This window comes from Streptomyces sp. GbtcB6, assembly GCF_019091475.1.
Classification (GTDB): domain Bacteria; phylum Actinomycetota; class Actinomycetes; order Streptomycetales; family Streptomycetaceae; genus Streptomyces; species Streptomyces hyaluromycini.
Genome location: NZ_JAGXJL010000003.1, coordinates 254221 through 273681 on the forward strand (window position 1 = coordinate 254221; position 19461 = coordinate 273681).

The 19461-nt window shown below is 71.3% G+C and carries 18 protein-coding genes, 2 tRNA genes and 2 pseudogenes; 9 read left to right on the forward strand and 13 right to left on the reverse strand.

Annotated elements, in window-relative coordinates; all coding sequences use genetic code 11:
- Window positions 1-87 precede the first annotated feature (87 nt).
- The 4 genes from KVT45_RS06455 to KVT45_RS06470 all read left to right on the forward strand — a co-directional run bounded on the left by KVT45_RS06455 (window position 88) and on the right by KVT45_RS06470 (window position 4070).
- Complete coding sequence (locus KVT45_RS06455; protein WP_217545511.1) at window positions 88-693, forward strand: lytic polysaccharide monooxygenase; 606 nt, start codon at window positions 88-90, stop codon at window positions 691-693.
- A gap of 128 nt (window positions 694-821) precedes the next feature.
- Window positions 822-1295: a DUF3592 domain-containing protein gene (locus KVT45_RS06460; RefSeq protein ID WP_308310665.1), complete on the forward strand. Its 474-nt coding sequence runs from the start codon at window positions 822-824 to the stop codon at window positions 1293-1295.
- 108 nt (window positions 1296-1403) lie between these two features.
- Window positions 1404-3056 (forward strand): long-chain-fatty-acid--CoA ligase, encoded by a 1653-nt coding sequence (locus tag KVT45_RS06465; protein ID WP_217545512.1) that lies wholly within the window; start codon window positions 1404-1406, stop codon window positions 3054-3056.
- Between the two features lie 57 nt (window positions 3057-3113).
- The gene (locus KVT45_RS06470; RefSeq protein ID WP_217545513.1) at window positions 3114-4070 is read left to right on the forward strand and encodes a DUF4331 family protein; all 957 of its coding nucleotides are present in this window, start codon (window positions 3114-3116) and stop codon (window positions 4068-4070) included.
- 47 nt (window positions 4071-4117) lie between these two features.
- Here the strand turns inward: KVT45_RS06470 and KVT45_RS06475 are convergent.
- From KVT45_RS06475 to ehuB, 6 genes are all read right to left on the reverse strand, one after another.
- A tRNA-Lys gene (locus KVT45_RS06475) sits at window positions 4118-4191 on the reverse strand.
- Window positions 4192-4384: 193 nt separating this feature from the next.
- Window positions 4385-5143 (reverse strand): IclR family transcriptional regulator, encoded by a 759-nt coding sequence (locus KVT45_RS06480; protein WP_217545514.1) that lies wholly within the window; start codon window positions 5141-5143, stop codon window positions 4385-4387.
- A gap of 268 nt (window positions 5144-5411) precedes the next feature.
- A complete protein-coding gene (locus KVT45_RS06485; RefSeq protein WP_217545515.1) occupies window positions 5412-6194 on the reverse strand; it encodes an amino acid ABC transporter ATP-binding protein in 783 nt (260 codons plus the stop codon).
- The gene (gene ehuD / locus KVT45_RS06490; RefSeq protein ID WP_217545516.1) at window positions 6184-6834 is read right to left on the reverse strand and encodes an ectoine/hydroxyectoine ABC transporter permease subunit EhuD; all 651 of its coding nucleotides are present in this window, start codon (window positions 6832-6834) and stop codon (window positions 6184-6186) included. Before ehuD ends, KVT45_RS06485 begins: the two co-directional genes overlap by 11 nt.
- Window positions 6831-7484, reverse strand: coding sequence for an ectoine/hydroxyectoine ABC transporter permease subunit EhuC (gene ehuC, locus KVT45_RS06495; protein ID WP_217545517.1), 654 nt, complete (start codon window positions 7482-7484; stop codon window positions 6831-6833). Before ehuC ends, ehuD begins: the two co-directional genes overlap by 4 nt.
- Window positions 7481-8410, reverse strand: a complete 930-nt coding sequence (gene ehuB / locus KVT45_RS06500; protein ID WP_217545518.1) for an ectoine/hydroxyectoine ABC transporter substrate-binding protein EhuB — start codon at window positions 8408-8410, stop codon at window positions 7481-7483. Before ehuB ends, ehuC begins: the two co-directional genes overlap by 4 nt.
- 47 nt (window positions 8411-8457) lie before the next feature.
- On the opposite strand from ehuB, the pseudogene KVT45_RS56140 reads away from it, so the two are divergent.
- Window positions 8458-8553: pseudogene (locus KVT45_RS56140) on the forward strand (DUF3830 domain-containing protein); the annotation flags it as partial.
- A 56-nt stretch (window positions 8554-8609) separates the two neighbouring features.
- Here KVT45_RS56140 and KVT45_RS06505 read toward each other — a convergent pair.
- Together KVT45_RS06505 and KVT45_RS06510 are read right to left on the reverse strand one after the other, a co-directional pair.
- On the reverse strand, window positions 8610-10043 hold the full coding sequence (locus KVT45_RS06505; RefSeq protein ID WP_217545519.1) for an amidase: 1434 nt from the start codon (window positions 10041-10043) through the stop codon (window positions 8610-8612).
- A gap of 16 nt (window positions 10044-10059) precedes the next feature.
- Entirely contained in the window at window positions 10060-11013 is a 954-nt protein-coding gene (locus KVT45_RS06510) for a D-2-hydroxyacid dehydrogenase (protein ID WP_217545520.1), read from the reverse strand.
- A gap of 246 nt (window positions 11014-11259) precedes the next feature.
- Here KVT45_RS06510 and KVT45_RS56145 point away from each other — a divergent pair.
- Window positions 11260-11631, forward strand: a pseudogene (locus KVT45_RS56145) (decarboxylase); the annotation flags it as partial.
- Window positions 11628-12359 (forward strand): aspartate/glutamate racemase family protein, encoded by a 732-nt coding sequence (locus KVT45_RS06520; protein WP_217545521.1) that lies wholly within the window; start codon window positions 11628-11630, stop codon window positions 12357-12359. The pseudogene KVT45_RS56145 and the gene KVT45_RS06520, both read left to right, overlap by 4 nt.
- A gap of 79 nt (window positions 12360-12438) precedes the next feature.
- On the opposite strand, the gene KVT45_RS06525 is transcribed toward KVT45_RS06520, so the two are convergent.
- Entirely contained in the window at window positions 12439-13467 is a 1029-nt protein-coding gene (locus KVT45_RS06525; RefSeq protein ID WP_254646385.1) for a 2-dehydropantoate 2-reductase, read from the reverse strand.
- Window positions 13468-13631: 164 nt separating this feature from the next.
- Between KVT45_RS06525 and KVT45_RS06530 the strand changes: the two genes are divergently transcribed.
- Window positions 13632-14729, forward strand: a complete 1098-nt coding sequence (locus tag KVT45_RS06530) for an LLM class flavin-dependent oxidoreductase (RefSeq protein WP_217545522.1) — start codon at window positions 13632-13634, stop codon at window positions 14727-14729.
- Here the strand turns inward: KVT45_RS06530 and KVT45_RS06535 are convergent.
- Window positions 14699-16540 carry a bifunctional diguanylate cyclase/phosphodiesterase gene (locus KVT45_RS06535; RefSeq protein WP_217545523.1) on the reverse strand — a complete coding sequence of 614 codons (1842 nt, stop codon included), beginning with the start codon at window positions 16538-16540 and terminating at the stop codon, window positions 14699-14701. The two genes, KVT45_RS06530 and KVT45_RS06535, sit on opposite strands and share 31 nt — an antisense overlap.
- 372 nt (window positions 16541-16912) lie before the next feature.
- Between KVT45_RS06535 and KVT45_RS06540 the strand changes: the two genes are divergently transcribed.
- Complete coding sequence (locus tag KVT45_RS06540; RefSeq protein WP_217545785.1) at window positions 16913-18127, forward strand: M6 family metalloprotease domain-containing protein; 1215 nt, start codon at window positions 16913-16915, stop codon at window positions 18125-18127.
- Between the two features lie 68 nt (window positions 18128-18195).
- On the opposite strand, the gene KVT45_RS06545 is transcribed toward KVT45_RS06540, so the two are convergent.
- The 3 genes from KVT45_RS06545 to KVT45_RS06555 all read right to left on the reverse strand — a co-directional run bounded on the left by KVT45_RS06545 (window position 18196) and on the right by KVT45_RS06555 (window position 19327).
- Window positions 18196-18269: transfer RNA gene (locus KVT45_RS06545), tRNA-Lys, on the reverse strand.
- On the reverse strand, window positions 18260-18859 hold the full coding sequence (locus tag KVT45_RS06550) for a bifunctional DNA primase/polymerase (RefSeq protein WP_217545524.1): 600 nt from the start codon (window positions 18857-18859) through the stop codon (window positions 18260-18262). Before KVT45_RS06550 ends, KVT45_RS06545 begins: the two co-directional genes overlap by 10 nt.
- A gap of 105 nt (window positions 18860-18964) precedes the next feature.
- Window positions 18965-19327 (reverse strand): hypothetical protein, encoded by a 363-nt coding sequence (locus KVT45_RS06555; RefSeq protein ID WP_217545525.1) that lies wholly within the window; start codon window positions 19325-19327, stop codon window positions 18965-18967.
- Window positions 19328-19461 lie beyond the last annotated feature (134 nt).

The following is a 19461-nucleotide window of genomic DNA, read 5'->3' on the forward strand; positions in this document are numbered from 1 at the left end:
CATGTTCAATTCGCGGCAATAATCTGGGACTTGGTCTAGACCTGCACGGCTCATCGAACTTCCCCCACGTTCTCCAGGAGCGGCAGCATGCGTAAACGGACCAAGGTGTCGGCCGTCGTGCTCGGCGTGGCGACCGCAGGAGCCTTCGCACTCTCCACCGGCGGCGCCAGCGGGCACGGCTACACCGACCTCCCCATCAGCCGGCAGAAGCTCTGTGCCAACGGCACGGTGACGAACTGCGGCGACATCCAGTACGAACCGCAGAGCGTCGAGGGCCCGAAGGGCTTCCCGGCGGCCGGTCCCGCCGACGGCCAGATCTGCAACGGCGGGCTGAGCAGGTTCGCCCAGCTCAGCTCGCCCACCACGCCGTCGGGCGGCGCCTGGCCGACGACCAAGGTGACGGGCGGCCAGACGTACACGTTCCGCTGGCAGTTCACGGCGATGCACGCCACGACCGACTTCAAGTACTACGTCACCAAGCAGGGCTGGAACCAGAACCACGCCCTCGCCCGTTCGGACCTCAACACCACCCCGTTCCTCACCGTCCCCTACAACGGCCAGCGCCCGCCGGCCACCCTCAGCCACAGCGGCACCCTGCCGTCGGGGCTGAGCGGTCACCACGTGATCGTGGCGGTCTGGACGATCGCCGACACGACCAACGCGTTCTACGCCTGCTCGGACGTCACGTTCTGACCGGTGTCGTTCGACGACTGGGTAACACCGTGCTGATCTGAGCTTCGCTTGAGGACCCGCCGCAGGCTGCGGGGGTACGTTCCCGCCACACCGGTCAGTTCGACCGGTGTTCGGAAACGGGGGACCCCATGGGCCTGATGGAAGTGTTCTTCTATGTCCTTCCCGGCATCTTCGTCGTCGTCGGTGTCCTCGGGTTGGTCAGGACGCTGAGGCGGTCGAGCCAGATCAGCCGGGCGTGGCGTCACGGGCGTACCGCCGAGGCGCGCTGTCTGCGGTCGTACACGACGACCAGTGGCGGCGGCGGGGACACGGCCGTGACGACCACGCTGCACCATGTGTTCGAGTTCACGACGGCCGAGGGGCGTACCGTCCGCATCGACGAGCGGAACGGGCGGTCCACTGTCGTCGAGGGTGACTTCGTGACGGTGTACTACCTGCCGGAGAACCCGGAGGGCGCCACGGCACAGGCGCCCGCGCAGGGGAAGCTGGCCGTGGGGACCGGGTGCATGGTGGCGTTCTTCGTGGTGTTCATCGGGTTCGCGCTGGTCTTCATGGGGGTGGCGCACTTCATCTTTTCGGTGGCGGACGGGTCTGCGCCGTGAGTGGTGCGATCGGTGGGTGGGGAGCCGCGGGTTCGTCGTGGCTGATCGCGCAGTTCCCCGCGCCCCTGGGGTGTTGATCTGACGGAGTGTCAATTAATCTGCTTCTCCATGGCCTTACAAGGGCGCACGATCGCTGAAGCAGTCGCCGCCCGATGGGGTGATCACCGGCCGGGGCTGTGGTTCGAGGAGCGGGTGCTGACGCATCACGAGGTGGCCGGCGGGGCTGCGGCCAGGGCGGCGCTCTTCGCCGACCTGCTGCCTCCCGGCGCCGTACCCCACATCGGTGTCCTCCTCGACAACACCCCCGAGTTCCCGCTCTGGCTCGGGGCCGCCGCGCTCGCCGGAGCCGCTGTCGCCGGGGTCAATCCCACTCGCCGGGGGCCCGAGCTCGCCCGGGACATCCTGCACACCGAGTGCCCGGTCCTGGTCACCGAGCGGGCCCGGCTGCCGCTTCTCGCCGGGCTCGAACTGCCCGGCGTCCGCCTCCTCGTCACCGACGAACCGGAGTACGCCTCCCTTCTCTCCCCCTACCTCGGCGCCTTCCCGGACGCCTCCCGGGCCACCCCGGCCGACCGGATCCTGCTCTACTTCACCTCCGGATCCACCGGTGCTCCGAAGGCCGCGCTCTGCTCCCAGGGCAGGCTGGCCGCGGCCGGGCGTTCGCTCGCCGGGCAGTTCCACGTCGGCCCGGACGACGTGCACTACATCTGCATGCCGATGTTCCACGGCAACGCCGTGATCGCCGACTGGGCGCCCGCGCTGGTTGCGGGCGCCGGGGTGGCGTTACGGCGGCGGTTCTCGGCGTCCGGGTTCCTGAGCGACGTACGGCGGTACCGGGCGACCTACTTCACCTATGTCGGCCGGGCCGTGCAGTACGTCCTCGCCACCGAGCCGCGCCCCGACGACCGGGACAACCCGCTGCGGCTCGGGTTCGGGACGGAGGCCGGGGCCGTGGACGCGGCGGCCTTCGAGGAGCGGTTCGGGGTGCGGCTGGTGGAGGGGTACGGGTCCTCGGAGGGCGGGGCGGCGATCCAGTGGTCGCCGGGGACGCCGGCCGGGGCGGTGGGGCGGGCGGCGCCGGGGCTCGTCGTGCTCGACCGGGAGTCGGGGGAGGAGTGCCCGCCCGCCGTCTTCGACTCCGGCGGGCGGCTGCTGAACGGGGAGCAGGCGATAGGGGAGCTGGTGAACCGGGCGCCGAATCCGTTCGAGGGGTACTGGCGGAACGCGGCGGCGGAGGCGGAGCGGCGGCGGGGCGGGTGGTACTGGACCGGGGACCTCTTCTACCGGGACGGGGAGGGATACCTGTACTTCGCGGGGCGCACCGACGACCGGATCCGGGTCGACGGGGAGAACCTGGCCGCCGCGATGATCGAGAACATCCTGGCCCGGTACGAGGGAGCGGAGGCCGTCGCCGTGTACGGGGTGCCGGATCCGGTGACCGGGGACCAGGTGATGGCGACGATCGCCGGGCGGTTCGAGCCGTTGGACTTCGCCGAGTTCCTGCTGGCCCAGCCGGATCTGGGGACGAAGATGGCGCCCCGGTTCGTGCGGGTGGTGGAGCGGATGCCGGTGACGGCGACCAACAAGATCCAGCGGGCTGCGCTGCGCAGGGAGGGCGTGCGGTGTGCCGACCCGGTGTGGTGGCGGCCGCCGGGGGAGCAGACGTACCGGAGGCTGTCGCCGCAGGACGCCGGGGCGTGGCGTCCGCCCGGCGACCGCATGCCCGAAAGCCCGTACATACGTGCACACTTGGGCAATTGACCCCGTGTTAGCGTGCGCCGAAGTCGACCTGGACGGCTACCCGAGAGGACCATCGACATGGCACACCACGTCTCCGGCCTGGGCATCAGTCCCACGAGCATGGACCCCAGGAGCCACATAACCGACATCTATGTCTTTCAGAATCCCGGTGACGCGGACAGGACGATCCTGGTGATGGGCATCAACCCGCACTCGCCGATCACCGCCGACGCCGTCGACTCCGAGTCGGTCTACGAGTTCGGTGTGGACAACGACGGCGACGCGGTGAACGACGTGGCCTTCCGGGTGCGCTTCTCGCCGGTGGTCGCGGACTCGCAGAGCGCCAGTGTGCAACTGGCGACCGGGCAGGGCCCCGCGGCCGACGTCGACGCCGGGGAGACGATCATCGCGGACGCCCCGGTCACCTTCGGGTCGAAGCCGGAGATCACCACGGCCGGCGACTTCAGGTTCTTCGCCGGGCTCCGCAGTGACCCGTTCTTCGCCGACCCGATAGGGGCCGGGAACAACTTCCAGTGGACCGGCCAGGACTTCTTCGCCGACAAGAACGTGTTCGGCATCGTGCTGGAGGTCCCGAACAGCGTGCTCGGCCCGGATCCCCAGGTCGGCGTCTGGGCCCGGGTCCTGGTTCCGCACGACGGCCGCCTGGTCCAGGGCGACCGGGCGGGGCGGCCCGGGATCGACAACAACTTCAACCACAGCGACGACGACAAGCGGGTCTGGAACCAGCAGGAGCCGGTCAAGGACCGGGAGCTCTTCCTCGACAAGTTCGCGCACATCTTCGAGCACGGGGGCTATCCCAAGGACGAGGCGGTCACTCTTGCGGAGGGTCTGCTCCCCGACCTCGTGACGTATGACTACTCGAGCGCCGCGGGGTCCCCGAACGGCCGCAATCTCACCGACGACGTGATCAACGAGGGGATCGCCCTGCTGACCAAGGGCGCCGCGCCCCACGACGGGCTGCGGCCCCATGACGACCTCAGCTCCGACTTCCCCTTCCTGGGGGAGCCGCACTAGGGCATAAAAAATGACCTGGGGCGATAAAAACCCCAGGTCATCACAGGTGCGCCGCCAGGGACTCGAACCCCGGACCCGCTGATTAAGAGTCAGCTGCTCTAACCAACTGAGCTAGCGGCGCATGACTCACGCCGACCGTTCGAACCGTCTTTCGACTGCTTCTCGCGGCTGGCGACGAAGAAAATACTACCCGGTCCGGCGGGGTGCTTCCGACCACGCCTAGGCCCTGTCGTTTGGATCAGTCTGGCTATGAGATGCGGCACCTTTCGACCGACCCAAGCCCCGCGACGCCGGGATGATCCAAACGACAGGGCCTAGATGGCGAGGGACAGCAGCACCGGAGCCGCGCTGCGGTTCAGGGCGTCGGCGGCCTGGCGGAGCCGGTGTGCGTGCTCGACCGGCAGGGACAGGGCCAGGCAGCCCACGGCCGAGCCGGCGGTGATCGGCACCGCCGCGCACACCGTGCCGATCGCGTACTCCTGGAGGTCCAGGACGGGGACCGTCGGCGGCTGTGCCGCCAGGCGGGAGAGCAGCAGCTTGTCGCTGGTGATGGTGCGCGAGGTGAGGCGGGCCATCTTGTGCCGGGAGAGGTGGTCGCGGCGGGCGTTGTGGTCGAGCTGGGTGAGCAGGCTCTTGCCGATCGCGGTGGCGTGCGCGGAGGAGCGGAAGTCCACCCACTCGTTGACCGCGGGGGTGGACGGCCCGGCCGCGTACTGGCCGATCCGCACCTCGCCGTCGACGTACCGGCTGAGATAGACGGCGGCGCCGACCGAGTCGCGCAGCCGGTCGAGGGTCTGCTGGAGCTGCTCGCCGAGGGCCTGCTCCCGCTCGTGCGCGGAGCCGAGCCGGCGCAGGGTCTCGCCGGTCACGTACGCGCCGTCGGCGACCTGCTCGACGTAGCCCTCGCGGCGCAGCATGCGCAGCAGTGCGGTCAGCCGGTCGGGGTCCAGGCCGGTGCGGCGGGCCAGTTCGGTGTCGGTGACGCCACTGGGGTGCCCTGCCACCGTCTCCAGGACCCGCAGGGCTTCCTGGGTGGAGTGGTACGGGGCGGTCGGCTCGTGCATCAGCGCCACGGTGGTCCCCCTGCGCTCGCTCGGCGGTACTGCTTCGGCAGCACCGCTTGGGCCGCGATCCGGACTGCGGATCCTCTCCACGATAACGGGCAAGCGCCCGAAACGGAGGGGGTGTTGGCGAGATTCCGGCCCTCCGAACTGCGGCTGAGACCCTCTGGCATATGTCAGCGGAATGACCCGTGCGCCGGACCTCGGATGATCGAGCATTCACTTCCTGTAGCCGTGCCGCTGCGCGGGGAAACTTTTACGGTGTCGGCGGTGGAATTATCTACCGCACCGCGCCGAGGAACTCCCGGGTCCGCTCGTGCTCGGGCTCGCCGAAGATCCGCTCCGGCGGGCCCGCCTCGATGACCCGGCCCGCGTCGAACATCAGGACCTGGTCGGAGATGTCCCGGGCGAAGTTCATCTCGTGGGTCACGCACAGCATGGTGATGTCGGTGGTGCGCGCGATGTCCCTGAGCAGGTCGAGGACGCCCGCGACCAGCTCCGGGTCGAGCGCCGAGGTCACCTCGTCGAGGAGCAGCACCTTCGGCCGCATGGCCAGCGCCCGCGCGATCGCGACGCGCTGCTGCTGCCCGCCGGAGAGCCGGGTCGGCCGCTCGTCGGCCTTGTCGGCGAGGCCCACCAGGTCGAGCAGCTCCCGGGCGCGCGCCTCCGCCTCCTCCTTCGGCAGGCCGAGCACGGTCACCGGGGCCTCGGTGATGTTGCGCAGCACGCTCATGTTGGGGAACAGGTTGAACTGCTGGAACACCATCCCGATCTGCTTGCGGACCTCCCGCAGCTCCTTCTCGGGCGCCGGGAAGAGCCGCTGCCCGTCGACGGTGATGGTGCCCGCGTCCGGCTTGGTCAGAGTCATCAGCAGCCGCAGGATCGTGGTCTTGCCGGAGCCCGAGGGCCCGATCAGGGTGACGTGCCGGCCCGTCCGCACGGTGAGGTCAAGGCCGTCGAGGACGGTGTTGTCCCCGAACCGCTTGGTCACCCCCTCGATGCGGATCAGTTCGTCGGACGTCGTATCGGAAGTACTCGGCTGCTTGCCGGTCTCAACGGACAAGGCGACGCTCCAGGGTGCGCAGGAGAAGGGAGGCGAGGTAGGAGACGACGATGAAGGCGACGCCGATCACCGTCACCGGCTCGGTGAACTGGAAGTGCTGCTGGGAGAAGAGCCGGGCCTGGCCGAGCATCTCCAGCACCGTGATCGACATCAGGACCGGCGTGTCCTTGAGCATCGAGATCACGTAGTTGCCGAGCGGCGGCACGACCCGGCGCACCGCCTGCGGCAGGACGACCGCGAACCAGGTCCGCGGCGCGGGCAGGCTGAGCGCCGTGGCCGCCTCCCACTGCCCGGCCGGCACCGCCTCGATGCCGGCCCGGTAGACCTGCATGGTGTACGTCGAGTAGTGCAGGCCGATCGCGAAGACCCCGGTGGTCAGGGCGGAGAACGTCAGCCCCCACTCGGGCAGCACGTAGAAGAGGAAGAACAGCTGCACCAGCAGCGGGGTGTTCCGCACGAATTCCGTGGCCACCCCGACCGGCCAGCGCACCCACCTGGTCGGCGTGCGCATCAGCAGCGTCCACACCAGCCCCAGCGAGAACGAGATCAGCGAGCCGAGGACCAGCGCCTGCAGGGTGACCAGCAGGCCGTCCCGGAAGTGCGGCATGAACTCGCGTACGGCACTCCAGTCCCACGTCACGCGACACCACCGACCCCGGCCTTCAGCCGCTTCTCCAGACCGCGCATCAGCCGGGTGATGACGAACGCGATCACGAAGTAGAAGACCAGCAGGTACGTGTAGATGTGCGCGCTCTCCTGCAGCGCCAGCCGCACCAGGTTCCCGCTGAACGCCAGGTCGCCCATGCCGGTGACCGACACCAGGGCGGTGCCCTTGAGCAGCTCCACCAGCAGGTTGCAGTAGGAGGGGATCATCTCCGGCACCGCCTGCGGCAGCAGGACCAGCCGCAGCCGCTGCCAGGACGTGAAACCGAGCGCGATCCCGCCCTCCCGCTGCGCCGGGTCGACCGCGTTCAGCGCCCCGCGCACGATCTCCGCGCCGTACGCGCCGTACGTCAGCCCGAGCGCCAGCGTGCCGGCCCACAGCGGCACCAGCTGCCAGCCGAAGGCGACCGGCAGCACGAAGAACACCCAGAAGATCATCACCAGCGCCGAGGTGCCGCGGAACACCTCGGTGTAGAGACCGGCGAGGAACCGCACGATCCAGTGCCGGTTCGTCCGTGCCACGCCCACCACCAGGGCCACGGCCGTCATCAGCAGCCCGCTGAGCACCAGCAGTTGAACGGTCGTCCAGGCGCCCTTGAGTACGAGGTCCCACAGTCCCGAGGTCATCCGCTCTTCCCTCCCCCGCACAGCTCCTTCGCCGTCAGGCCGGTCATCTCGGCCTCGGTGAAGCCGAACGGCCGCAGGATCCGGAACAGCTCGCCGCTCCTCTTCAGCTTGCGCAGCTCCGCGTTGAAGGCGTCCCGCAGCTTCGTCTCCGCCGACCGGAACGCGAACGCGCCCCCGTCCACGTGCGGTTTCCCGTCCACGAGCGGCGCGAACGCCTTGGTCGCCTCCGCCTTCGCCGACTTCCTGACGACCGCACGCGTGGTGAGCGCCGTACCGGCGAAGACGTCGACCCGCCCCGCCTCCACGGCGTTCAGCCCGGCGACCTGGTCGGGAACGATCAGGATGTCGCTCTCCTCGTACCCGGCCTCGACCGCGTACTGGATCTCCGCGTACCCGGTCCCGGTGGCGAACCTCGCCTTCCGTGCGACGACGTCCCGGTAGTCGTGCAGCCCCTTGGGGTTCCCCTTGCGCACGATGAACGAATCGAGCATCTGGTAGTCCGGATCCGCGAAGATCACCTGCTCGCACCGCTCCGGATTGACGTACATCCCGGCGGCCACGACGTCGAACTGCTGCGAATTCAGTCCGGGAATCAGCGAACCGAACTCGGTGGGCACCGGCTGCACCTCGCGGACCCCGAGCCGCTTGAAGACCGCCTTGGCCAACTCCGGTGCCTCACCGGTCAGACGACCGTCCTTGTCGATGTATCCGAAGGGGATCTCACCGGCGATCCCGAGCCGTACGACACCCTGGGCGCGCAGCCGTTGCAGCAGGTCACCGCCGTTGGTGCCGGCCGCGGTGGCCACCCGCGTGCAGCCGGCGGCGGCGAGTGCGCCGACGGCGGCGGCACCGGCGAGCACCGCACGCCGAGTTTGTCTGGAATCGCACCTTGATGTGTGTATGTCGTTCGCATGTGGTGGAGCCATGGCGGCGCGGCTACCCGGCCCCAACCGACTTATGCACCATGGATTGCATGGGCAATCGACGCATCGAAGTCTCGCTGACCAGCCGCGGAGCCACGGCCACGGCCCGGCTCCTGGACGACCGCGCACCGGTCACCTGCGCCGCGCACTCGCTCTTGCTTCTCCCGCGGCGCTGCCGGTTCTTGTTTCCGCCGCGGCGGTGCTAAGCCACGGCGGTGCTGTCCGGCGGTGCCGAAGCCACCCCCGCCTCGTACAGTGCGTGGGCCGCCCGTAGGACCAGGTCGTCGCGGTGGCGGGCGGCCACGATCTGCAGGCCCACCGGCAGTCCGTCGGCGTCTCTCCCCACCGGGACCGTCGCCGCCGGCTGCTGGGTGAGGTTGAACGGGTAGGTGAAGGGGGTCCAGCCTGTCCAGCGCCGGTGGCCGGACCCCGTCGGCACCTCCAGCCCCGCCTCGAACGCCGTGAGCGGCAGGGTCGGTGTCACCAGCAGGTCGTGGCGCTCGTGGAAGAGGCCCATCCGGCGGCCCAGCTCCATCCGGACGTCCACCGCTGCCAGATACTCCAGCGCGCTGAGCCGGGCCCCCTGCCCGCAGATCTCCCGCAGCCCCGGGTCCAGCGACTCCCGCTGCCCGGGGGAGAAACGCTGCGTCACCCGGGCGGCGCCCGCGAACCACAGCGCGTGGAACGCGTCCACCGGGTCGCTGAAGTCCGGGTCGGTCTCCTCGACGTGGGCCCCCAGCCCGGCCAGCCCGCTCACCGCCCGCCGTACCGCCGCCGCGACCGCCGGACGTACCGCCACCTGGCCGCCCAGGGAGGGCGAGAAGGCCACCCGGAGGCGGCGCACGCCTCCGGTCAGGGCCGCAGCGAAGGAGCCCGGGGCGGGACCGAGGGCCGACCAGTCCCGGGCGTCCGGGGCCCCGATCACGTCCAGCATCAGCGCCGCGTCGGCCGCGTCCCGGGCCATCGGGCCGACGTGGGACAGCGTGCCGAAGGCGCTCGCCGGATAGAGGGGGACACGGCCGTACGTCGGTTTCAGGCCGAAGATCCCGCAGAACGCGGCCGGGATGCGCACGCTGCCGCCGCCGTCCGTGCCCAGGGACAGCGGCCCGGCCCCCAGGGCGACGGCCGCCGCGCTGCCGCCGCTCGATCCGCCGGCGGTGCGGGAGGGGTCGTACGGGTTGCGGGTGATCCCGGTGAGCGGGGAGTCGGTCACGCCCTTCCAGCCGTACTCGGGGGTGGTCGTCTTCCCGACGAACACCGCGCCGTGCTCGCGGAGCCGGGCGACGGACGGCGCGTCCTCGTCCCAGCTCCCGGCCGCCGGGATCGTCTGCGAGCCGCGCAGGGTCGGGTGGCCGCGCATCAGGAGGATGTCCTTGACCGTCACCGGGACACCGTCGAGCAGGCCCCTCGGCTCGCCCCGCCGCCACCGCTCCTGCGACGCCCGTGCCTGCGCCAGGGCGTCCTCCTCGGTGAGCCGGACGAAGGCGTTGACCGCCGGCTGGATTCGCGCCGCCCGCTCCAGGACCGCCCGCACCGCCTCCACCGGGCCGAACTCGCCCTTGCGATAGCCGTCGAGGAGCCGCCGGGCGGTGACGCCGGTGAGATCGGTGGGATCGGTGCGGTCGGTGGGCTTCATGGGTCCCTCCCGAGGGTCAGTGACCGGGCACGTATCCGCGCTTCTTGTCGACCACGTTCAGCAGAGATCTGCCCGCCGCCCACCGCTCGTACAACTCCACGAACTGAGTGCCCAGTTCGTCCCGCCAGCCGACCGTGTCCCCGCTCATGTGCGGCGAGACGACGAGACCCGGCACCTCCCACAAGGGGCTGTCGGGGGGCAGCGGCTCGGTCGCGAAGACGTCCAGGGCCGCGGCCGCGATCCAGCGCCGGTTCAGCGCCCGGACCAGGGCCTCCTCGTCGACCAGCTGGCCCCGGCCGACGTTGATGAAGCAGGCCGACGGTTGCATCACGCCGAAGCGGTGCGCGTCGAACATGCCGTACGTCTGCTCGGTCAGCGGGGCGGCCGCGATCACCCAGTCCGCACGGGACATCAGCCGGTCCAGGTCGTCCGGGCCGTGGATACCGGTGCGCGGCACACGTCCGACCAGGGCCGTGGTGATGCCGAGCGCCTTGAGGGTACGGACGATCGCCCGGCCGATCGGTCCCGAGCCGACCACGCACGCGCGCGTGCCGCTCACCCGGCGCCCCTCGCGGTGCCGCCAGGTCCGCTCCCGCTGGAGATCGAGGGTCCGGGGCAGGTCCTTGGCGATCGCGAGGACCAGCGCGGCCACGTACTCGGCGATCGGCGCGTCGAAGACCCCGCGCGCGTTGGTGACGACCGTGTCGGACGCGGCCAGCTCCGGGCACATCAGATGGTCGACGCCCGCGCTCGCCGTGTGCACCCAGCGCGGCCGCGGCCCCTCGCCCGGCCAGGCCTCGCGGACGGCCGGCGAGGCGAAGTCCCAGACCAGGAGCACGTCGGCGGCCGGCAGCCGGGCCGCCAGGCCCGCCGCGTCCGTGTGCACGATCCGGGCGCGGCCGGTGAGCCGGCCCAGCCGCGGGGGCGGGTCGGCGTCGAGGACCAGCAGGGTGGGCACGGGCGGTGTCATTCGGGGTGGTCTCCCGGTGTCCGACAGCGTCTGACATGGGCGGACGGAACGTCTCAGAGGCACGGATTGACCACGCTGACACCCGAACCTACCTTCGTCAACACGGGCGTATCCGTCGACCGTTGCCCCCTCGATCTCCAGCGTGAGGCCGGTGGCTTCCCATGGACGTCTCCTATCCGGGCGGACCTCGCCCCCAGCGCGGCATCGGCGTCGTGGCGCCCTTCGACTTCGCGCTCGACCGCGCCCCGGGTCCTCGAGGAGTACGTCGCGGAGGCGGGCGTGCAGGTCGTCGGCTGCGCGTTCATGGGGCTGACCCGGCACATCTGGCAGGTGCCGTACCGGGACGTGGTCGCCATGGCCCGGCAGGCGGTACGGCCCGGGGCCGCCGACGCCCTGTTCATCTCCTGCACCAACCTCCCCACCTACGACGTCATCCCCCAGCTGGAGGCCGAGCTGCGCATCCCCGTCCTGTCCGCCAACCAGGTCACGATGTGGGCGGCGCTGCGCAGGCTGGGTACCCGGGCCGTCGGGCCTTATCGGGCGCTGGTCAATAAGATGGACATATCGGCGCATGAGTGGCCCGTACTGCCGGAAGAACAGCAGGAAGGGTGGACATGACATCGCTCGGACTCCTCTACCCGGGGCACTCCGCGGAGGACGACTACCCCCGTATCGAGCAGCTCCTCGGCAGCGACATCCGGGTGGACGTCGTCCACACCGACATCGGCGTGGACGCCCACCGGGTGGACGCGTTGCGGGAGATGGGGTCCGAGGATCGGCTGGCGGCCGGGGTGGCGGAGCTGCGGCTCGCGGGCGCGGACGCGGTGGTGTGGGCGTGCACCAGCGGGAGCTTCGTGTACGGCTGGGAGGGCGCCCAGCAGCAGGTCCGCGCGCTCGCCAGGGCGGCCGGCCTGCCGGCGTCGTCCACGTCCTTCGGGTTCGTGCACGCGGCGCGGGAGCTCGGGGTACGGCGGGTGGCGGTCGGCGCGACCTACCCCGACGACGTGGCCGCCCTCTTCGCGGACTTCCTGCGGGCCGGGGGCCTGGAGGTGACCGGCGTGCGGTCCTCGGGGATCGTCACGGCGGCGGAGGTGGGGACGTGGGGGGAGGAGGAGGTCCTGACCCTGGCGCGGGCGGCCGACGCCGGGGAGGCCGATGCGGTGCTCCTTCCGGACACGGCGCTGCACACGGCGGCGCACCTGTCCCTGCTGGAGAAGGCGCTGTCGAAGCCGGTGCTCACGGCGAATCAGGTGACCGTGTGGGAGGGGCTGAGGCTGGCGGACCGCCGGGTGAACGCGCCCGTACTGGGCACCCTGTTCACCCGCGAGCCGATCGTCCAGGTCTGACGGGGCGCGCCGGACTGCGCCGGCTCACGGCCGACTCACGGCCGGCGCGCGGTTGTCTCATGGCCGCCTTATGGCCGCCTTACGGCTGACGGACCGCGTGCAGCAGCTCCGGGCCGGACCAGGAGCGGCGGCCGCCCGGGCGTTCGGCCTCGTGGACCAGGGCCGCCAGCCGTGCGTTCACCGGTGCCGTCAGGCCGTGCCGTTCCGCCAGGGCGACGACCTCGCCCTGGAGGCTGCCTATCTCCGTCGTCCGCCCGTGTTCCAGGTCGTCCCACATCGAGGACCGCGCGTGGGCGTCCACCCGGAGGCTCGCCCCCGCGATGCGACGGAACAGGGCGTCGGGCAGGCGCAGTATCCGTGGCATGAGCCCGGCCGGGACGGGGCCGAGCCGGGCCGGCCGGACTCCCGCCGCGGCGAAAGCCGCCAGCGCCTCCTCCTGGCACAGCGCGAGGCACGTCCGGTACGGGCGTGCGCCCAGCTGTTCCCGCAGCGGCAGGCCGGACAGCGCGTTCACCGCGTTGTTGAGGTTCATCAGCAGCTTGGCGTGCTGCACCTGCCGCATGTCGTCGCGCGGCTCGACCGGCAGCCCGGCGGCCGTCAGCGCCGCCACGAGCGGTGCCGAGGCGGCGCCGCCGTCGAGCATCAGGGCCCCGCCCGTGCCCTGGTGGAAGGTGCCGGGGGCGATCCGCGCGACGTTGTACGGCACCATCCCCGCGAGCACGGTGACGCCCGGAAGCTCGTCCCGCAGCAGGCCGGCGTTGTGCAGCCCGTTCTGGAAGCTGACCACGACGGCGTCCGGGCGGAGCCGTCCGGCCAGTTCCCGTCCGGCCGGCACCGTGCCGGCGGACTTCACGGTGACCAGGACGCAGTCGGCGTCGTCGACCGCGTCCGGATCCGTCGCGAGCGTCAGCCGATCCCGGGGGACGTGGACCGCGGGGCGGCCTCCGCCGCTGAGGGTGACCCCCTCGTGCAGCCCGTCCAGCACCGAGGGCCGCCCGATCAGGGTCACGTCCGCGTGCCGCGCGAGGTGGCCGCCGAGGTAGCAGCCGATGCTGCCCGCGCCGAACACCGCGATCCGCGGTCGCCGGTCGCCGCTGGGGTCAGGCATGTCAGCATCGCTCCCGGGCCGTAGTGGTTACCCGAAAGTAGGCGGGAATCGCCCGGGGATCAAGGGCCGGGCGTGCCGGTGAACAGGGCGACCGGAATAACCGGAGACCTCCTCCTGTTACCGCCCCCAGACAGCTAACGGTCGTACATCAGGAGGCTCTCACCGTGTCGGCAGACGAGATCCGGGGCATCACACACGGGACCGCCCCCGTCCCCCTCTCCGTACTGGACCTGGTGACCGTCGGCACCGGCAGTACCGCCACCGACGCCCTGCGCACCAGCGCCTCGCTCGCGCGGCTCACCGAGGCGCGCGGGTTCCACCGGTACTGGGTCGCCGAGCACCACTCGATGCCCGGCGTGGCCTCCTCCTCGCCCGCCGTGATCCTCGCCAACCTCGCGGCCCACACGGAGCGGATCCGGCTCGGGTCGGGCGGCGTCATGCTGCCCAACCACGCCCCGCTCGTGATCGCGGAGCAGTTCGGCACGCTGGAGGCCCTGGCACCGGGGCGGGTCGACCTCGGCCTCGGCCGGGCGCCGGGCACCGACGGGGCGACCGCCGCCGCGCTCCGCCGTACCCAGACCCTCAACGAGGGCGCCGACGACTTCGCGCAGCAGCTCGCCGAGCTGACCCGGTTCCTGGACGACGACTTCCCGGACGGGCATGCGTACCGGCGCATCCATGCCATCCCCGGGCCGATCCAGAGCACCACCCCCGGCGGTGTGCAGTCTCCGCACCGGCCGCCGGTCTGGCTGCTCGGTTCCTCCGGGTTCAGCGCCCGGCTCGCCGGCATGCTCGGGCTGCCGTTCGCCTTCGCGCACCACTTCTCCGCGCAGAACACCGTCCCGGCCCTCGACCTGTACCGGGAGTCCTTCAGCCCGTCCGCCGTGCTCGACGAGCCCTACGCCCTGATCGGCGTCTCCGTGCTCGCCGTGGACGAGGAGCGCGAGGCGCGGCGGCAGGTGCGGGCCGGCGCGGTGAACATGCTGCGGCTGCGCACCGGGCGGCCCGGTCTGTTCCCCGACCCCGACGACGTCGAGCAGCACGAGTTCTCCCCGATGGAGGAGGAGTTCGTGCACTCCTGGACCGCCAACATCGTGCACGGCACCGCCGACGAGGTCCGCGCCGGCCTCGACGACCTGCAGAAGCGCACCGGCGCCGACGAGCTGATGCTCACCACCCACGCCCACCGCGGCGAGCTGCGCCTGCGCTCCTACGAACTGGTCGCCGACGCCTACGGTTTGCCGACCGGGGTGTCCGCGTAGGTCCGGGTGTCCAGCAGCTCGGAGATACGATCCGGCGTCACCGGCCGGGAGTAGAGCCATCCCTGGCCGGTGTCGCAGCCGATGTGCCGCAGGCGGGAGGCCTGTGCCGAGGTCTCGACGCATTCGGCGGTGACGGTGAGGCCGAGCCGGTGGGCCAGCTGGATCATCGCCTCGACCACGACCTCGTCGGCCGGGTTCGGCCGGTCGCCCGGGTCGTCGTACTGGAAGCCCCGGACGAAGGAGCCGTCCAGCTTGAGGACGGAGACCGGGAGGCGGCTGAGGTAGGCGAGGTTCGAGTAGCCGGTGCCGAAGTCGTCGATGGCGATGCGGACGCCCATGTCGCTGAGGGCCTGGAGGGCCTGGAGCGGCCGTCCGGCCGAGCCCATGACCGCCGATTCCGTCAGCTCCAGTTGGAGCAGGTGCGGGGCTAGGCCCGTCTCCGCCAGGGTCTCGGCCACGTCCGCGACCAGGTCGGAGTCCCAGACCTGGCGGACGGCCACGTTCACGCTGACGAAGATCGGCGGCTCGCCGGGGTGGTCCAGCTGCCAGCGGCGGGCCTGCCGGCAGGCCGTGGTCAGGGCCCAGCGGCCGAGCGGGACGATCGAGCCGTCCTCCTCCGCCAATCCGATGAACCGATTCGGCGTTAGTGTGCCGAACTGCGGGTGGTGCCAGCGGACCAGGGCCTCGACACCGTTGAGCCGGCCGTCCCCCATGCCCACCAGCGGCTGGTAATCGAGCACGAACTCGCCGCGTTCGATGGCCGGGCGGAGGGTGGAGGAGAGCGCCTGCCGGGTCACCAGGTGGGCGTTGCGCTCCGGGTCGAAGAGCGTCCAGCGGGACTTGCCGTCGGCCTTCGCCCAGTAGAGCGTCGTGTCGGCGGCCTGCATCAGGCCGGTGGCCGTGGTGCCGGCGGCGTGCCGCTCGACCACCCCGATCGACGCCGACAGCGACAGCCGCTGGCCGGCCAGGTCGAACGGCGCCTGCAGGGCGGCCAGCGCCGACTCGGCCAGATCGGCCAGCTGTTCCGTGCCCGTCGAGTCCTCGACCAGCAGGGCGAACTCGTCCCCGCCGAGCCGGGCCACCAGCGGGGCGCCGGCCCGTGCGAAGCCGGCCTCGTCGGCGACCCGGGTCAGCCGTTCGGCGACGGCGGCCAGCAGGCGGTCGCCGACCCGGTGGCCGAGGGTGTCGTTGACCGCCTTGAAGCCGTCGAGGTCCAGGTAGCACAGGCCGATCCGGCCGGTGCCGCTCTGCTCGTACGACTCCGCCTCCAGCGCGGCCGACAGCCGCTCGAAGAACAGCGTCCGGTTGGGCAGCCGGGTCACCGGGTCGTGCATCTGCAAGTGCCGCAGCCGGGCCTGCAGTTCGCGGCGCTCGCTGATGTCGGAGACCGAGATCAGCACCCCGGGCGCCTCCTTGTCCAGCGGGGAGATGGTCACCTGGACCCACACCGAGTGCCCGTCGGGGTGCTTCAGCCGGCGGGTGCAGCGCAGCTTGGCCTGCCGGCCGCGCAGTACCTCGCGATAGGCGTGCCAGGTACGGGCGTCGGAGGCCAGGTCCACCAGGTCCGCGGCGACCCGCCCGGGCAGCCCGGCCGGATCGGCGCCGATCAGCGTGGCGAACGCCTCGTTGGCCGAGGTGACGTGCCCTTCGCGGTCCACGACGGCCATGGGCAGCGCGGCGGCCGCGAAGGCGTACTCGTAGGTCTTCGGTTCTGTCTTCTCGTACGACTTCCGGTAGGTCTTGTCACTCTCTGTGACGGCGGACCGGTCGAGGTCTGCCGCGGGCGTCGGCCCTTCGGACGTTCCGCTCACCGCTCGCTCCCGCAGTGCACTCGATCTCTGTCCGTGCAGGAAAGTGTGCCGATCATAGATGCTGGCCCGAGGGCCTTCCAGCCACTGTCCAGTGTCCACGATGAACCGGCGGTTCTGACAGATCGTTTCTGCCCGCACCTGGACGGGTTCTTGGGCCGCCCGACCGCTTGTGACGTTCCGTGAGTGACTCGGGGTGTCGGCCGTTCGGGTCTGTGTGTGGTGAGCAGGGGGTTCCTCACCCTTCTGGTGCAGATAAACAGGTCATATGACAACAAAGTCACACAGGCTGGGTGCGGTGTCCCGCGAACCGCCCCCGGAGGTCCTTCCGTGCCGCGTCTCCTGCTGCGCAGCTCCGCCGCCGTGTTCACCACGATGTCGGCGCTCGTCGCAACGACGATCCTGACCGGACCGTCGGCCGCCCAGCCGTTCTCCACGGCCCCCTGCGCCCTGCACCGCACCGACGCGCACCACTCCGAGGGCGCCGACACCTGGAACGCCGACTACACCCGCCCCACCCACCCGCTTTCGGCCGTGATGGTGTTCCTCTCCTTCCCGGACGCCGCCCCGCAGACCACGCCCGCGGAGCTCACCGCCGACCACTTCCCGGCCACCAGCCGCTACTACGAGCAGGCCTCCTACGGGAAGTTCACCATCCGCCCGCACCCGCTGGCCCACTGGCTGCGGATGCCCCGGCCCTCGGTCGCGTACGGCATAAGGCGCGACTGGAGCGTCGCGCTGCGGGCCGCCTACCTGCGGGACGCGTTCGCGGTGGCCGATCCCGAGGTCGACTTCTCGCGCTACGACGTCGTGTACTTCGTGGCCGACCCGGACGCGCCCGGGGTCGACTCCGACGCCACGAAGGTGGTCAACCTCGACACCCCGGTGCACGTGGACGGCACCGACGTCCGCCGGGTCGTCACCGTCTTCGAGAAGCACCCGCCGGATCGGCTGGTTCTCGCCCATGAGACCGGGCATGTCTTCGACCTCCCCGACCTCTACCACCGCCCGGTGGACGGCAAGGGTGACTGGGACACGTACGTCGGCGACTGGGATCTGATGGGCAGCCAGTTCGGGCTGTCCCCGGACTTCTTCGCCTGGCACAAGTGGAAGCTGGGATGGCTGGATCCGCGCCAGGTGGTGTGCGTCCGGGGGGCCGGGCCGACCCGGCTGACCCTGGAGTCGCTGTCCGCCGGGCCGGGGGTGCCGGCGCAGGGTGCCGCGGGCGCCCCGGCCTTCGGGCTCGGCGACGGCACCAAGCTGGCGGTGGTGCGTACCGGGCCCGACACCGTGCTGGCCTTCGAGGCGCGCGGCGCGTCCGGCAACGACAGCGCGGCCTGTCGGCAGGGCATCCTCGTCTACCGGGTCCGCGACGAGACGGCCTCCGGCAGCGGCCCGATCGAGGTGATCGACGCCCATCCGCACACCGAGGCCTGCTGGGAGAACTCGGTCTACCCGCCGCTGGCCGACGCCCCGGTCGCCCTCGGCGAGAGCTTCACCGTGCCGGGGGACGGTGTGCAGGTGGCGGTGGAGGGGCGGACGGCGTCCGGCGCCTGGAACGTGAAGATCACGCCGGGGAGGCCGGACTGAACCGGACTCCGGTGGCGGAAAGGCAAAAGGCCAAGCTCACAGGAGCTTGGCCTTTCACCTACTTCGCGTGCGCCGCCAGGGACTCGAACCCCGGACCCGCTGATTAAGAGTCAGCTGCTCTAACCAACTGAGCTAGCGGCGCCTGCTGACGTCGTAGACCTTAGCATCCTGATCGGCGGGAGGAAAAATCGATATGCGCACGGTCGAGCGGGCCGCGCGGACGGCCGCCCAGAGCAGGATTTCCGGGCCGGGGAGCCATGGGTGCCGGGTGTCCGGGGCGACCAGCCAGCGGGCGCCGGCCGGGGCGGGGGAGAGGTCGGCGTGCGGCGCCGGGACGGTCACCGCGTCGCCGGTGCCGTGGCACAGCAGCGGCGGTACGGCCTGGCCGCGGCCGCCCCACTCCTCCCAGCCCAGCAGCGACGGCAGCCGGGCGGCGGTGCCGGGGGCGGCGAACAGGAGCATCCGGCCCCGGAACACCGCGACCGGCCCGGACCCCGGCCCCTCGTCCCACAGTCGGTCCAGCATGCGGCGGCCGAAGAGCGCCGGGGCGTTCACCACGTCGAACGCGGTCCCGCAGGGCAGGACGACCGGGGCGTCCGGCCGCTCCTCCCAGAGGGCGAGCGTGCTCCGCGGATACGTTCCTGCCGAGGCCAGCCAGGCGGCTCCGTCGGAGGTGACCCCGGCCGCGTCGCCTGGACCGCCGGGGAAGGTCTCGTACGGTGTGCTGCTCATAGGGAATTGATACCCCTGGTGAGCACCCGCTCTCTCTGAGTTGCGGGAAACCGGGACGGGGCCGGGCGGAGAGGCGTATCTTGCCCGCCCGGCATATGCCATGCGCTAGATCTGCTCGGGCCCCTGGCCTTCCCTCCCGTTCAGCAGATCCCGGCCGAACTCGACCATCTTCTTCGCGTAGTCCTCGGTCCAACCGGCCTGCTCGGCGATGTCCGCCGGGGTCAGACGGTCGAAGCGGCGCGGGTCGGCGAGCTGGGCGGCGGCCATGGCCTGGAACTCCACCGCCCGGTCGGTGGCCACCCGGAACGCCTGGGTCAGCTCCGTGGCACGGGCCAGCAACGCCCCGGGGTCCTCGACCGACTCCAGGCCGAAGAAGTGCTCCGGGTCGGCGACCGCTTCCACAGGCTCGAAGAGCAGGGGCGCGGGGCGTAGCCGCGGTTCGTTCCGACGCGGCGTGGGCTCCGCCATGTCTGGTCCTCCTCGTACGGTGTCGATGACTGAGGTCCGATGACCACCGTCCATTCTCCCGCGCCCGCGCAAGGGGACCCTAAGGCCGATGGCTGACTCTGTGCTCGGCCAGGTGGGTGGTACCGGGCGTGGTG

Excerpts from the sequence above, each read along its gene's own strand:
- KVT45_RS06470 (WP_217545513.1), top strand. The coding sequence starts at position 3,114 with ATGGCACACCACGTCTCCGGCCTGGGCATCAGTCCCACGAGCATGGAC.
- ehuB (WP_217545518.1), bottom strand. The coding sequence starts at position 8,410 with ATGGCTCCACCACATGCGAACGACATACACACATCAAGGTGCGATTCC.
- ehuC (WP_217545517.1), bottom strand. The coding sequence starts at position 7,484 with ATGACCTCGGGACTGTGGGACCTCGTACTCAAGGGCGCCTGGACGACC.
- KVT45_RS06460 (WP_308310665.1), top strand. The coding sequence starts at position 822 with ATGGGCCTGATGGAAGTGTTCTTCTATGTCCTTCCCGGCATCTTCGTC.
- KVT45_RS06555 (WP_217545525.1), bottom strand. The coding sequence starts at position 19,327 with ATGGCGGAGCCCACGCCGCGTCGGAACGAACCGCGGCTACGCCCCGCG.
- KVT45_RS06510 (WP_217545520.1), bottom strand. The coding sequence starts at position 11,013 with ATGACACCGCCCGTGCCCACCCTGCTGGTCCTCGACGCCGACCCGCCC.
- KVT45_RS06540 (WP_217545785.1), top strand. The coding sequence starts at position 16,913 with ATGTCGGCGCTCGTCGCAACGACGATCCTGACCGGACCGTCGGCCGCC.
- KVT45_RS06525 (WP_254646385.1), bottom strand. The coding sequence starts at position 13,467 with ATGCCTGACCCCAGCGGCGACCGGCGACCGCGGATCGCGGTGTTCGGC.
- KVT45_RS06550 (WP_217545524.1), bottom strand. The coding sequence starts at position 18,859 with ATGAGCAGCACACCGTACGAGACCTTCCCCGGCGGTCCAGGCGACGCG.
- KVT45_RS06465 (WP_217545512.1), top strand. The coding sequence starts at position 1,404 with ATGGCCTTACAAGGGCGCACGATCGCTGAAGCAGTCGCCGCCCGATGG.
- KVT45_RS06455 (WP_217545511.1), top strand. The coding sequence starts at position 88 with ATGCGTAAACGGACCAAGGTGTCGGCCGTCGTGCTCGGCGTGGCGACC.
- KVT45_RS06505 (WP_217545519.1), bottom strand. The coding sequence starts at position 10,043 with ATGAAGCCCACCGACCGCACCGATCCCACCGATCTCACCGGCGTCACC.
- KVT45_RS06520 (WP_217545521.1), top strand. The coding sequence starts at position 11,628 with ATGACATCGCTCGGACTCCTCTACCCGGGGCACTCCGCGGAGGACGAC.